The following is a 12,976-nucleotide window of genomic DNA, read 5'->3' as shown; positions in this document are numbered from 1 at the left end:
GAGCCATGAGCACCACGACCGGAAAGGCCGCACGGACGGCCCAGGTGCGGGCCGGGACGGGCGTCGTCACGCCCCCGGCCGGCGGGCCCGGGGGGCCGCGAAGGCGCCGGAAGCCCTCGATGGGCGTGCAGAACGTGGCCGGCTGGCTGTTCTCCACTCCCTTCCTGGTGCTCTTCCTGGTCTTCATGGCCGTCCCGATCCTCGCCACGCTGGCGATGAGCTTCACCGACTTCGGGCTGCGCAATGTCACGCGCCCGCTGGACGCGGAGTTCATCGGCTTCGAGAACTACGTCAAGCTCTTCCAGGACGACAAGTTCCTCACCTCGCTCTTCAACACGGCGTACTTCGTCGTCGTCGGCGTCCCGCTGACGGTCCTGCTCGGGCTGGTCGTCGCGGTCCTGCTGAACAACGGCATCGACCGGGCACGTACCTTCTTCCGCGTCGGCTTCTACGCCCCGGTGGTCACCACCATCGTCGCGGTCGCCGTGGTCTGGCGGTTCGTGCTCGATCCGAGCGACGGGCTCGTGGCGGGCCTCTTCTCCGAAGTGGGGCTCACCGCCCCGGACTTCCTCGGCTCGGAGGCCCTGGCCATGCCCTCGCTGATCGCGATGGCGGTCTGGCGCAACATGGGCACGGTCATGGTGCTCCTCATCGCCGGGCTCCAGGCCGTCCCCACCGAGGTACGGGAGGCGGCGCGGCTGGACGGCGCCGGGGTCTGGCAGGAGTTCCGCCAAATCACCGTTCCGCTGCTGCGTCCCACGCTGCTCTACGCCACGGTCATCACCACCATCGGCTACCTCAACGTGTTCGAGGAGCCGTTCGTGATGACGCAGGGCGGGCCCTCGGACTCCACCCTCACCGTGTCGCTGAACATGTACCGCGAGGGCTTCAACTTCTTCCACATGGGTTATGCGAGCGCCATGGCGTATGTCCTCTTCGTAGTGATCATGGCCATCACGGTGCTGCAGCTCCGACTGCTGAAGGACAACACGAAATGAGCGCCTCCAGTGCACCGGACGGCGCGGTGACGGCGCCGTCCCAGCAGCCCGGGCCTCCCCGGCAGCCCGGGCCTCCCCGGCGGGACCGGGCGGACCAGCCGGACCCGTCCGGCCGGCCGGGCCGGGCGGACCAGCCGGAGCGGCCGGACCGGTCCTCCGGCCGCCGCCCCCGGTCCGCGGGCCGGTGGGTCCTGGTCCACGCGCCGCTCGCGCTCGGCCTGCTCGTCATGTCGGCGCCGTTCCTGTGGATGGCCCTGGCCGCCTTCAAGACACCCGGTGAGCTGACCGCCAGTCCGCCGGTGTGGATCCCGGCCGAGTGGACCCTGGACAACTTCCGGGACCTGCTCGACAAACTCGATCTGCCGCTCCACTTCATGAACTCGCTGATCGTGGCGGTCCTCGTGACCGTGTCGAACCTGGTGTTCTGCTCGATGCTCGGGTATGCCCTGGCCAAGCTGAACTTCGCCGGCCGCGACAAGATCTTCGGACTGGTGCTCGGCGCCCTGATGGTGCCCGGCAACCTGATGCTGCTCCCGCTCTTCGTGCTGATGAGCAGGATGGGCCTGATCGACTCGTACGCCGGTCTGGTGCTGCCGTTCGCCGCCGGAGCCTTCGGGGTCTTCCTGATGCGGCAGTTCATGCAGTCGATCCCGGACGAGCTGCTGGAAGCGGCCCGGATGGACGGCGCCGGTGAGTGGTACATCTTCTGGCGGATCGTGATGCCCCTGGTGAAGCCCGCCCTGGCGACGCTCTCCATCTTCACGTTCCTGGGGTCCTGGAACAACTTCGTCTGGCCGCTCATCGCCACCAACGACCCCGACAGATACACCCTGCCGGTCGCCCTGGCCACATTCGCCACCGACCCCAACCAGGCCGGAGGCTCGAACGGCATGCTCATGGCCGGCTCCTTCCTGATCGTGCTGCCCGTCCTGGTGGTGTTCATCGCCCTCCAGCGGCACTTCACGCAGGGCATCGCGACGGCGGGCATGAAGTAACCACCGCGAAGCGGCGCCCCGCCCGCCCCACCCCTCCGACCGCTCCGCCTTCCCCACCCTCCACGTACCGGAAAGACATCTCGTGATGACGCACACCCACGTCCCGTTCCCCGAAGGCTTCCTGTGGGGCGCTTCCACGGCCGCCCACCAGATCGAGGGCAACAACACCAACAGCGACTGGTGGGTCAAGGAACACACCGCGGGCACCCACATCCAGGAGCCCAGCCTGGACGCCTGTGACAGCTACCACCGCTGGCGCGAGGACATGGACGTACTGGCCGGGCTCGGCTTCACCGACTACCGCTTCTCCATCGAGTGGGCGCGTATCGAGCCCGCGGAGGGCCGGTTCTCGCGCGCCGAACTCGCCCACTACCGCCGCATGGTCGAAGGCGCCGTCGAACGCGGCCTGCGCCCGATGGTCACCCTGCACCACTTCACCGTGCCGCAGTGGTTCGAGGAGCGCGGCGGCTTCACCTCCGAGGGCGCCGTCGAACTCTTCGCCCGGTACGTCGCGGCCTGCGCCCCGGTCATCTCGGAGGACGTCGACCACGTCTGCACCATCAACGAGCCCAACATGATCGCCGTCATGGCGGGTCAGGCCCGGCGCGGCGACATCGGCTTCCCGCCGGCCGGGCTGCCGACCCCGGACGAGGAGACCACCCACGCCGTGATCGCCGCGCACCACGCTGCCGTCAAGGAGGTCCGCGCCATCAACCCGGACATCCGGGTCGGCTGGACCGTCGCCAACCAGGTCTACCAGGCACTGCCCGGCGCCGAAGCGGTCACCGCGGCCTACCGGCACCCCCGCGAGGACGTCTTCATCGAGGCCGCCCGCGGCGACGACTGGATCGGTGTGCAGTCCTACACCCGGACCAGGATCGGCGCCGACGGCCCGATCCCCACCGCCGACGGCGTCGAGCGCACCCTCACGCAGTGGGAGTACTACCCCGAGGCGGTGGGCCACGCGCTGCGCCACACCGCCGAGGTCGCCGGCCCCGACCTGCCGCTGATCGTCACCGAGAACGGCATCGCGACCGATGACGACCACCGCCGGATCGACTACTACACCGGCGCGCTGAACGAGGTCGCCGCCGCGCTCCAGGACGGGCTGCGCGTCGAGGGATACCTCGCCTGGAGCGCGCTGGACAACTACGAGTGGGGCTCGTACAAGCCCGCGTTCGGCCTGATCGGCTGGGACCCGGAGACCTTCGAGCGGCGGCCCAAGCCGTCCGCCACCTGGCTGGGCGCCATGGGCCGCACCCGCGCACTCCCCCGGCAGGCCGGCTGACGCCGACACCGGCCCACCCGCCGGGAGCCGCCCCTCGGAGCCGCCCGCCCCACCGGGAGCCGCCCGTAGGGCTCCGCCCGACCGGCCCCCGCCCGTACGGGGCCCGGCGCCACCTGACCGGCACCGGGCCCCGTACACCGCCGGGCGCCACGGCCCTGGGACCGCCACGGCCCCAGGTCCGTCAGCGCCCGGGTCCGTCACGGGTCCGGGCCGCGCCGCTCGGCCCCCTGAACCGCACCGCGTACGTCACGGAACTTCCCCCGTCCCCTTCTGCCACCGGGAGCTGGATCGTCATGGACCGTCGCACGTTTCTCACCGCCGCGGGGGGCGGAGCCGCCGCGCTCTCCCTCGGCGCCGCCTCCGCCCCCTCCGCACTCGCCGCCCCCTCAGCGCCGGGCGTCGCGCGGGACTCCGCCGCTCCGCCTCTGCTGCGCTGGTTCCGCGACACCCACCGCTCCATCGAGGCGATGACCACCGACCTCGGTCTCGCCGTCGACAAGATCGACCTCAGCGCCGCGGGCGGCCCCGTACTCTCCCGCCAGACCTCGCCGACCAACATCGGCTGCGGCCTCTGGTCGACCGTCGCCGCCGCCGGCCTCGGCGTGATCGACGACCGGACCATGGAGCGCCGCCTGGCACGCACCGTGGGCGCCGTCGAGAAGCTGGAGCGCCACCACGGCTTCTGGCTCAACTGGTACGACGCACACGACGGTTCGGTACTGACCGAGTGGCCGGAGACGGGCGCCCCGGTCCGCCCCTTCCTCTCCTCCGTCGACAACGCCTGGCTGATCACCGGGCTGCGCATCGCCGCCGACGCCGCGCCCGCGCTGCGCCCCCGGATCGCCCGCCTGCTCGCCACGGCCGACTGGTCGTACTACTACACCCCGTACGACCCCGCCGACCCGGTCGCCGGACCGGGGCAGTTGCGCGGCGGCTTCTGGACCGACACCGGGGAGCCGACGGGACACCACTACGGGGCCCTCAACACCGAGCCCCGCATGGCGAGTTACCTCGGCATCGCGGACGGTTCGCTGCCCTCCGACCACTACTGGCACATGCTGCGCACCATGCTCCCGGAACACGAGCAGGAGCAGCGCCCGGGGGGCCGGTACGAGGTCATGGACGGGGTCCGCGTCTGGCAGGGGCACTACACCCACCGCGGCCGCGCGCTCGTCCCGACCTGGGGCGGTTCGATGTTCGAGGCGCTGATGGTGCCGCTCTTCGTCCCGGAGCCGGAGTGGTCGCCCGGGTCCTGGGGCCTCACCCACCACCGGTACGTCCGCGGCCAGATCGAACACGGCCTGGAGGAGGCGGCGTACGGCTACTGGGGCTTCTCCCCCGCCAACATTCCCGAGGGCGGGTACCAGGAGTACGGGGTCGACGCGATCGGCATGCAGGTCGACGGGTACGCCTCCAACACCGACCGGACGTACACCACGGACGGCGCGCCGCTGCCGCCGCCGTCCGCGTTCACCAACGGGGTGGTCACACCGCACGCGTCCTTCCTCGCCCTGCCGTACGCGCCCCGCGAGGCGGTCGCCAACCTGCGCGCGCTGGACCGGGACTTCGGCGCGTACCACGACGGCTACGGCTTCCGTGACTCCGTCAATGTCTCCACGGGCCGGGTGAGCGACTTCGTACTGGCCCTGGACCAGGGCATGATCGCGGCCGCCCTGGCGCAGGCGATCCGGCCCGGACTGCTGCAGCGCCCGTTCCGTACGGGGGGCTTCCGCGCCCGGGTCCGCCCGCTGCTCGCGAAGGAGCGGTTCTCCATCTGAGGCACGCGGCCCGGACGGGAAGCCCCCGCCCGGGCCGCTCCGCCACCGTCAGTTCCAGGGGTTGGCGATCTGGTCGTCGACGGCGGTCCAGAGGCGTGCGCCCTCCGGTACGTAGCCGTACGCCCAGAAGGACCAGCCGCCGGAGGACTCCAGGCCGGGTCCGTACCGTCCGTCGTGGAACTCGGCCATCCGCCAGCCCGCCCCGTAGTACTGGACGCAGAGGTTGTCGGCGACGGCCCGGCTGGTCAGTGTCGTGCCGCGTACGGGCGGGGTGGCCGCGACGGTTCCCCGGGCCCAGCCCGCGTAGAAGTCGGGAGTGACGCCGGTGGGCACGGCGGCGCCGGTGATTCTCAGGCACAGCACCGACAGCGTGGCGGAGGCGGGGGTGTCCCCCTGGTACGGGTTGGTCACCGCGTCGGAGCTGACCCGGACGGTGCCGTCCGCGCCCTTGGCCGCGACCGTCCAGGTCATCCCGGCGTGATCGGCGCTGACCGCCGCCTGCGCGGGCGCTGCGGTCAGGGTCAAGAAGGTGAGCGAGGCGGCGACCGCGGCGGCGGCGGTGCCCCGGCGTAACGGATTCCTCATGCGTGTCCCTCCGGACGGCGGACACCGGCACCGGCAACGACTGCTCGGTGCTCGGTGCTCAGTACGTGATGCCCGACCAGCATCGGGAGGAGTGCACGATTCCATCACGTCTTCTTCGCGAATTGACCGCAAATGCCTGTGCGGCGTCCGATAAGACGCTCTTGTCACAGGGGTACTTCGGGGAGCGCGATGTCCCCGTCGTACCAGGGGTCGATGGGCGCGCTCTCCAGGCGGCGCCCCAGCTCGTCCAGGATCCACCCCTGCCGCTTCAGCGTCCGCAGCACGACGCCGTGGTCGGCGATCTCCAGCCCCGGGCACCGGGTGCCGATCCGGTCCTCCAGGTCATGGGCGCTGTCGACCGAGTGCAGCCAGGTGGAGAGGAGGATGTTCGTCTCGCCACTGGTTGCGGTGAGCAGCCGGACGTCCGGCATCCGGCCGAGGTGCTCGCAGATCCGCCGCCGCTGCGAGACCGGCGCCCTGGCCCACATGAGCGAGGTGACCGGCCAGCCCGTGATGTGCTGGGAGATCTCGCAGCGGAACGCGACGGCCCCCGTACGCTCCAGTCGCGCCAGCCGGCGCCGGACGGCGGTCTGACTGGTGCCGGTGCGCTCGGCGAGATCGGTGACGGGCAGCCGGCCGTCCGGGGCGAGGGCCAGGAGCAGCTCCCTGTCCGGCCCGCTCAGCGGGCCGGGGGCGGCCTGCCGCGGCGCGGTCTCGTCCGCAGCCCCCTGAGCGGGCCGGAGCAGTTGCCGCTGCGCGCGGGGCAGCGCGTCCAGCCGCCAGTCACTGCCGGAGACGAGGATGCGCGTGGTGATCTGGGTGTTCACCCGCACCACCCCCGGCAGCCGGCTCACCCCGTCCAGGATGAACCGGGACAGGCTCGGCAGGTCCCGGGTGACGGCGTTGACGTGGATGTCGCGCCCGCTGGCCAGCTCCATGACGGACTTCGTCCGCGGGTCCCGGGCCAGCGCCAGCGCGACCCCGCGCCGGGCCCCGGGTCCGCAGTCCACGTCGATGAACGCGTTGCAGAGGGAGCGCCACAGGGCGGGGCTGCCGGTCGCCGTCACCCAGGCCAGGCCCCGGTCGGAGATCCGCCCCCAGCGGCGGGCGACCGTCACCGCGCTGAGTCCGAGCACCTCGCTGATCGCCGTCCAGGAGGCGCGTGGCGCGATCTGGAGGGCGTGCGCGATGGCCAGATCCGTCTCGTCGAGCTGAGCCTGAAGGGCGGCGGAATCCTTCACCCGGGGATGGTCCATGGCGATTCTCGTCGATTTCCTGGGTTGGTGAACGGGAGATGGCCACGATGTACCACCACCGGCGGCCCCGCAAGAGCGATGGCGACCTGAGTGGTACGTCCCCGGGGGCGCCCCGGGACACATTTCTCTCACGGAAGGCCGGATTCTGATGCCGCAGAGCGAACAGCAGCAGCCGTGGGAATGGGACGAGCCGACCTGGCGCGGCCATGTCGGACGCGTACGCGCCGGGCGCTCCCTGGCGCCCGCCGGCTGGCCCGGCGGGGCCCGCTGCGCGGTGGCCGTGTCCTTCGACTCGGACCACGAGACCCCGGCCCTGCGGGACGGCGAGACGAGCCCGGCCAAACTCGCCCAGGGCGAGTACGGCGCCCGGGTGGCCGTGCCGAAGATCCTCGGCCTGCTGGAGAGGCACCGCGTTCCGGCGAGTTTCTTCATGCCCGCCGTCTGCGCGCTGCTGCGTCCGCAGGAGGCGAAGTCCTACACGGCCGCCGGTCACGAGCTGGCGGTCCACGGCTGGATCCACGAGCGCAACACCCTGCTCACCGCGGAGACCGAGCGTGAGCTCCAGTTCCGCGCCGCCGACACCCTGGAGCGGATCGGCGGTGTACGTCCCGTCGGCATCCGCACGCCGAGCTGGGACTTCTCGCCGCACACCCTGGCGATCACCCGTGAGATGGGTCTGCTCTACGACTCCTCGCTGATGGCCGACGACGAGCCCTATGAGCTGGTCGAGGACGGGGAGGCGACCGGTGTGGTGGAGATCCCCGTGGAGTGGATCCGCGACGACGCGCCGTACTTCATGATGGAGCGTTTCGCCTCGCTGCGGCCCTACATCGCGCCGCGCGACGTGCTCGGCATCTGGCAGGACGAGTTCGCGGCCGCGTACGCGGCCGGCGGTCTGTTCCAGCTCACGATGCACCCGCACATCATCGGCCACCGTTCCCGGCTCGTCGTGCTCGACGAGCTGCTCGCGCACATCGGCGGGCACGAGGGGGTGTGGTTCGCCACCCACCGGGAGATCGCGGAGCACTGCCTCGCGCACCACCCGGCCGCCTGACCCGTACTCCCCGCCGATGTGCGGACACCCCCGTCCGCACACCGGGCTTCCCGTAACGCACTCCCCGTACACGCCCCTCGTACGCACACCCACTCCCCGTACACACCCCTCGTACGCACGTCCGCTGCCTCACCCGGCGTCCCGGACCACTGCCGGCGACCGCCCCGGCCGCCCGCGCGTCCCCACCCCAGGACGCCCCCGTTCGCACAGCGCGCGCCCGTCCCCCGGCGCGCCCGTCGACCCCGGTTCCGGCCCGCCCCGAGAGGCCCGGCGGAACCGCCCCCACGGGAAGACACCGGGCCCGCACGCCCGCAGCCCGATCCGTCCCCAGTGACGCTCCCAAGGAAGGCGAGGATCCTCCTCGTGAAAACCGACACCGCCGCATCCGGTACCGCCCCGTCGCACAAACTCACGTCCCAGCAGCGCAAGGCCATCGTGGCCGGATCCGTGGGCAACACCGTCGAATTCGTCGACTGGGCCCTCTACGGCATCTTCGTGAAGATCATCGCGGATGTCTTCTTCCCGAAGGCCGAGGGAGCGGTCGCGCTCCTCTCCACGCTCGCCGTCTTCGCCGTCGGCTTCGTGATGCGGCCGGTGGGGGCCGCCGTCCTCGGCGCGTACGCCGACCGGCACGGCCGCAAGAAGGGGCTCTCCCTCACCATCGGCCTGATGGCGGGCGCCGGTTTCCTCATCGCGATCACCCCGGGCTACGAGACGATCGGCATCGCCGCCCCGGTGATCCTGCTGCTGGCGCGGCTCACCCAGGGCTTCTCCGCGGGCGGCGAGTTCGGCTCGTCCTCGGCGTTCCTGGTGGAGTCCGCGGCGCCCGGACGGCGCGCCTTCGCCGGGTCCTGGCAGCAGGTGTCCGTCGCGGGCGGTGTCCTGATCGCCTCGCTGCTCGGTACCGCGTTCACCTCGCTGCTCAGCGAGGACGCCCTGCACAGCTGGGGGTGGCGGGCCGCCTTCGTCATCGGTGCGCTGCTCGGCCTCGTCGGGCTCTGGCTGCGCGTCACCGTCGAGGACACCGCGTCCTTCAACGAGACCAAGGCCGGCGGGCAGGACCGGAAGAACCCGCTGAAGGCGATGCTCGTCGAGCACCCGGCCGCCGCGCTGCGGGTCGCGGGCATCACCGTCGCCGGCACACTGACGTACTACATCTGGGTCAACTACCTGCCGACGTACGCCAATCTCACCACCGGTATCCCGCTGGAGCGGGCCCTGCTCTCGCAGACCCTGTGCCTGGTCATCTTCATCGTGCTGCTGCCCTTCGCCGGGCTGCTCTCCGACAAGCTGGGGCGCAAGCCCACCCTGGCGGCGTTCGCCGCGGGCTTCGTCCTCCTCTCCTGGCCGATGCTGCACCTCCTGAACGACAGCTTCCTCGTCCTGTTCCTGGTGCAGCTCACCGGCATGCTGCTGATCCTCGGCTACTCCGCCAACTGCGCGGTGATCATGGCCGAGCAGTTCCCGCCGGAGGTCCGGGCCACCGGGATCGCCCTGCCGTACGCGCTGGCCGTCGCCGTGTTCGGCGGCACCGCCCCGTACGTCACAACCTGGCTGAGCGACTCCGGCCACGCCGACAAGCTCTGGCTGTACGTCTCCGGCGCCGCCCTGATCTCCCTCGTGATCTACCTGACCATGCCCGAGACGAAGGACAAGGAGTTCTCCTGATGGCGCACGTACTGGTCACCGGTGCCGCGAGCGGCATCGGACGGGCCGTCGCCGAACACTTCGCCGCGGCCGGCCACCGGCTGACGCTCGTGGACATCGACGCCGACCGGCTCGCCGGGACGGCGGGCCCGCTGGGCGCGGCCCACCAGGTCCACGACCTGTGCGCCCCGAACGGTCCGGCCGCCGCCGTCGGCGATGCCTGGGAGGCCCACGGGCCGGTGGACGTGCTGGTCAACTCGGCCGGCATCTACCCGTCGCTCGACATGGCCGAGGTCACCGCCGCCGACTGGGACCGGGTCTTCGCGCTCAACACCCGGGCCCCGGTCCTCGCCACGGCCGAACTGGCCCGCCGCGCGACCGCCGCGGGGCGGCCCGCGTCGGTGGTCAACATCTCCTCCGGCGCCGCGCTGCGCGCCCGGCCCGGCGGCGGCCCGTACGCGAGTTCCAAGGCGGCGCTGGAGATGGCGACCCGCGCGGCGGCCCTCGAACTGGGCCCGCACGGCATCCGCGTCAACGCCGTCAGCCCCGGCTTCATCGGGGTCGACAGCGCCTGCAACCCCGTCACCGACGAATACGCCGCGGCCGTCTCGGTCAACCCGCTGGGGCGGCCGGGCACCCCGGCGGACATCGCGCGCGCCGTCGTGTGGATCGCCGGTCCCGACGCCTCCTGGGTGACCGGGGAGATCCTGCGCGTGGACGGCGGCAGCGGCACCGGCGCCACCCATCTGCCCCGGCTGTGGCCGCCGGCCGGCGGCTCCCCCGGAGGGCCGGCCGCCGCTCCGCCGGCGGGCACGGACCCGCCCCACCCGGCGGCGGGCAGCCCCACACCCCACAGTCCGGGCCGGGGCCCGGAGCACACTCCGGACCGCGAACCGGACACCACGAAAGGACCCACCACATGACCGGCGATGCCTACACCGTGGTCGGCGCGGGCGCCATCGGCGGCACCCTCGCCCACCGCCTCGCGGCGGCCGGACACCAGGTCACCGTCATCGACACCGACACCGCCCACGTCGCCGCGATCCAGGCGGACGGGCTGACCATCCTGCGCGGCGAGGAGCGCGAGAGCGTACGCCTCGACGCCGCCACCCCGGACACGTACCAGGGCCCGCCGCTCGGACGCGTCCTGCTCAGTGTCAAGGCGCAGGCCACCGAGGCGGCCGTGCGCTGGATCGCGCCACGCCTCGCCCCCGACGGCTATGTCGTCTCGGTGCAGAACGGTTTCAACGAGGCCCTCATCGCCGAGCACGTCGGCGCCGGGCGCACCGTCGCCGCCTTCGTCAACATCTTCGCCGACCTCGTCGAACCGGGCGTGGTGCGCGACGGCGGCCCCGGCGCGTTCGTCCTCGGCGAGGTGGGCGGCGCGCCGGTCTCCCCTCGGGTGCGCGCCCTGGTCGCCGACCTCCAGGCGTGGGGGCCGGCCCGGGCCACCGACAACGTCGAGGGCTATCTGTGGGCGAAGGCCGCGTTCGGCGCCATGCTCTCCGCGACCGCCCTCGCCGACGCCCCCATCGCGGACCTCACGGACCGTCACCGCCCCACCATGTACGCGCTGGCCGCGGAGGTGTACGCGGCGGCCGACGAGGCCGGGGTACGGCTGGAGTCGTTCGACGCCTTCGAGGCGTCCGCCTTCCGGCCGGACCACGACCCGGCCGCGCGGGACGCCGCCTGCGACCGGCTGACCGCGTGGCTGCGCACCCAGCCGAAGGACCGCAGCGGCATCTGGCGCGACCTGGCCGTCCGCCGCCGTCCGGTGGAGGTGACCACGCACTACACGGACGTGTTCGCGTACGCGCGGCGCGCGGGCCGGCCGACGCCGGTGCTCCGGGCCGTCCTGGACGGTCTGCGGGAACTGGAACGGGACCCGTCCACCATGTCCGAGTCCCGTCTGGACGCCCTGGACCGGCTGGCCGCCTCCGGCGGCTGCGCCGCCGGGACGCCCGGCGGCGGTACGGCGGCCCCGGACGGCGCTCCGGGGCGGGGGCTGCCCACCGGGCCCGCGCTCACCGACGCGCAGGCCGTCGCCGTCCGGGACTGGCTCGACGGGCACCGCGACGCGATGGACGCCGACCTGGCCGCGTACACCGGGCAGGAGAGCTCCAGCGACGACAAGGCATCGCTCACCGCCTGCCTCGACTGGGTGCGCGGGTGGCTGGACAGCGCTCTCGGCGCGCCCGTGAAGGAGGAACTGATCCCGCGTGACGGCGCGGGCGACATCCTGGTCCGGCGCTATGCCGGCAGCGGTGCGCCGGCCGCCGCCCCGCTGCTGCTCGTCGGCCACTACGACACCGTCTGGTCCACCGGGACCCTGCGGGACTGGCCGTACCGGCGGGACGGGGACCGTATCTCCGGACCCGGTGTGTTCGACATGAAGGCCGGGCTCGTCCAGGCCGTCTGGGCGCTGCGCGCGCTCACGGCGCTCGGGCTGCCGCGTCCGGAGTGCACCCTGCTGCTCAACGGGGACGAGGAGACGGGCAGCGAGGCGTCCAGCGATGTCATCGTCGCGGAGGCGCGGCGCTCCCGGGCGGCGCTGGTCTTCGAGGCGAGCGCGGACGGCGCGGTGAAGACGACCCGAAAGGGGGTGGGGCTGTTCTCCCTCACCGTCACCGGCGAGGAGGCGCACGCCGGACTCGACCCGACGCGCGGGGCCAGCGCGGTCAGCGAGATCGCCCGTCAGGTGCTGGCGCTGGAGGCCCTCGCCGATCCGGCCGCCGGAACCACCGTCAATGTGGGGGTGCTGCGCGGCGGCACCCGCAGCAATGTCACGGCGGGAGAGGCGATCGCGCACCTCGACATCCGGGTGGCGACCGAGGCCGAACGCACCCGCCTGGACGCGGCGCTGGCCGCCCTCACCCCGTTCGATCCCCGGACGGGCCTGGAACTCGGCGGCGGCTGGAACCGTCCGGTCTTCGAGCGCACCGAGGGCGTCGGGCACCTGTTCGCGGTCGCCCGGGCCTGCGCGGTGCCGCTCGGTCTCCAACTGCGCGAGACGGCCGTGGGCGGCGCCAGCGACGGGAACTTCATCCTCGCCGCGGGCACCCCCGTGCTCGACGGGCTCGGCGCGGTGGGCGGCGGCGCCCACGCCCGCGGCGAGCATGTGACGCTCAGCGGCATGGTCGAGCGCTCCGCCCTGGCGGCCGGTGTCCTCGCCGCCTTCGCCACCGTCTGAGGACTCCCCCTCCGGCCGGGACCGGGAGCCCTTCTCCGGCCGGGACAGGGGACTCCCCTCCGGCCGGATCCCTGAGGGCTCCCCCGGCGGAGCCGGGCCGGCCGTACACGCGGCCGGTCCGGCACCGCCCGCCTCCCTTCCCGCCTCCGTTCCCGCCTCCGTTAGGGTGACGGGATGCGACGCGT

10 protein-coding genes are annotated in these 12,976 nt (G+C 72.7%); 8 read left to right on the top strand and 2 right to left on the bottom strand.

Annotated features, from left to right (window positions below; all coding sequences use genetic code 11):
- Nucleotides 1–5: 5 nt before the first annotated feature.
- The 4 genes from ACFXKG_RS03430 to ACFXKG_RS03415 all read left to right on the top strand — a co-directional run bounded on the left by ACFXKG_RS03430 (nucleotide 6) and on the right by ACFXKG_RS03415 (nucleotide 5,059).
- Complete coding sequence (locus tag ACFXKG_RS03430) at nucleotides 6–998, top strand: carbohydrate ABC transporter permease (protein WP_384831490.1); 993 nt, start codon at nucleotides 6–8, stop codon at nucleotides 996–998.
- Nucleotides 995–1,993 (top strand): carbohydrate ABC transporter permease, encoded by a 999-nt coding sequence (locus tag ACFXKG_RS03425; protein WP_384831487.1) that lies wholly within the window; start codon nucleotides 995–997, stop codon nucleotides 1,991–1,993. The genes ACFXKG_RS03430 and ACFXKG_RS03425 overlap by 4 nt, the downstream gene beginning before the upstream one ends.
- An 85-nt stretch (nucleotides 1,994–2,078) precedes the next feature.
- Nucleotides 2,079–3,281: a glycoside hydrolase family 1 protein gene (locus ACFXKG_RS03420; RefSeq protein WP_384831483.1), complete on the top strand. Its 1,203-nt coding sequence runs from the start codon at nucleotides 2,079–2,081 to the stop codon at nucleotides 3,279–3,281.
- Nucleotides 3,282–3,574: 293 nt separating this feature from the next.
- Nucleotides 3,575–5,059, top strand: coding sequence for a glucoamylase family protein (locus ACFXKG_RS03415; protein WP_384831480.1), 1,485 nt, complete (start codon nucleotides 3,575–3,577; stop codon nucleotides 5,057–5,059).
- Nucleotides 5,060–5,107: 48 nt separating this feature from the next.
- On the opposite strand, the gene ACFXKG_RS03410 is transcribed toward ACFXKG_RS03415, so the two are convergent.
- Together ACFXKG_RS03410 and ACFXKG_RS03405 are read right to left on the bottom strand one after the other, a co-directional pair.
- The gene (locus ACFXKG_RS03410) at nucleotides 5,108–5,644 is read right to left on the bottom strand and encodes a hypothetical protein (RefSeq protein WP_384831477.1); all 537 of its coding nucleotides are present in this window, start codon (nucleotides 5,642–5,644) and stop codon (nucleotides 5,108–5,110) included.
- 164 nt (nucleotides 5,645–5,808) lie between these two features.
- Complete coding sequence (locus ACFXKG_RS03405; protein ID WP_384831474.1) at nucleotides 5,809–6,885, bottom strand: Lrp/AsnC family transcriptional regulator; 1,077 nt, start codon at nucleotides 6,883–6,885, stop codon at nucleotides 5,809–5,811.
- Nucleotides 6,886–7,048: 163 nt separating this feature from the next.
- Between ACFXKG_RS03405 and ACFXKG_RS03400 the strand changes: the two genes are divergently transcribed.
- The 4 genes from ACFXKG_RS03400 (at nucleotide 7,049) to ACFXKG_RS03385 (ending at nucleotide 12,791) form a co-directional block, all read left to right on the top strand.
- A complete protein-coding gene (locus ACFXKG_RS03400; protein WP_384831471.1) occupies nucleotides 7,049–7,954 on the top strand; it encodes a polysaccharide deacetylase in 906 nt (301 codons plus the stop codon).
- Between the two features lie 363 nt (nucleotides 7,955–8,317).
- On the top strand, nucleotides 8,318–9,622 hold the full coding sequence (locus tag ACFXKG_RS03395; RefSeq protein ID WP_384831468.1) for an MFS transporter: 1,305 nt from the start codon (nucleotides 8,318–8,320) through the stop codon (nucleotides 9,620–9,622).
- Complete coding sequence (locus ACFXKG_RS03390) at nucleotides 9,622–10,524, top strand: SDR family NAD(P)-dependent oxidoreductase (RefSeq protein ID WP_384831465.1); 903 nt, start codon at nucleotides 9,622–9,624, stop codon at nucleotides 10,522–10,524. Before ACFXKG_RS03395 ends, ACFXKG_RS03390 begins: the two co-directional genes overlap by 1 nt.
- Nucleotides 10,521–12,791 (top strand): 2-dehydropantoate 2-reductase, encoded by a 2,271-nt coding sequence (locus tag ACFXKG_RS03385; RefSeq protein ID WP_384831462.1) that lies wholly within the window; start codon nucleotides 10,521–10,523, stop codon nucleotides 12,789–12,791. The genes ACFXKG_RS03390 and ACFXKG_RS03385 overlap by 4 nt, the downstream gene beginning before the upstream one ends.
- Nucleotides 12,792–12,976 lie beyond the last annotated feature (185 nt).

The sequence above is a fragment of the Streptomyces sp. NPDC059255 genome (assembly GCF_042752355.1).
Lineage (GTDB): Bacteria > Actinomycetota > Actinomycetes > Streptomycetales > Streptomycetaceae > Streptomyces.
The sequence above is the reverse complement of the archived record's forward strand: the minus strand, read 5'-3'. Positions and strand labels throughout refer to the sequence as shown.

Coding starts and splice junctions, on each gene's coding strand:
- ACFXKG_RS03400 (WP_384831471.1), top strand. CDS start 7,049: ATGCCGCAGAGCGAACAGCAGCAGCCGTGGGAATGGGACGAGCCGACC.
- ACFXKG_RS03390 (WP_384831465.1), top strand. CDS start 9,622: ATGGCGCACGTACTGGTCACCGGTGCCGCGAGCGGCATCGGACGGGCC.
- ACFXKG_RS03410 (WP_384831477.1), bottom strand. CDS start 5,644: ATGAGGAATCCGTTACGCCGGGGCACCGCCGCCGCCGCGGTCGCCGCC.
- ACFXKG_RS03425 (WP_384831487.1), top strand. CDS start 995: ATGAGCGCCTCCAGTGCACCGGACGGCGCGGTGACGGCGCCGTCCCAG.
- ACFXKG_RS03420 (WP_384831483.1), top strand. CDS start 2,079: ATGACGCACACCCACGTCCCGTTCCCCGAAGGCTTCCTGTGGGGCGCT.
- ACFXKG_RS03415 (WP_384831480.1), top strand. CDS start 3,575: ATGGACCGTCGCACGTTTCTCACCGCCGCGGGGGGCGGAGCCGCCGCG.
- ACFXKG_RS03385 (WP_384831462.1), top strand. CDS start 10,521: ATGACCGGCGATGCCTACACCGTGGTCGGCGCGGGCGCCATCGGCGGC.
- ACFXKG_RS03430 (WP_384831490.1), top strand. CDS start 6: ATGAGCACCACGACCGGAAAGGCCGCACGGACGGCCCAGGTGCGGGCC.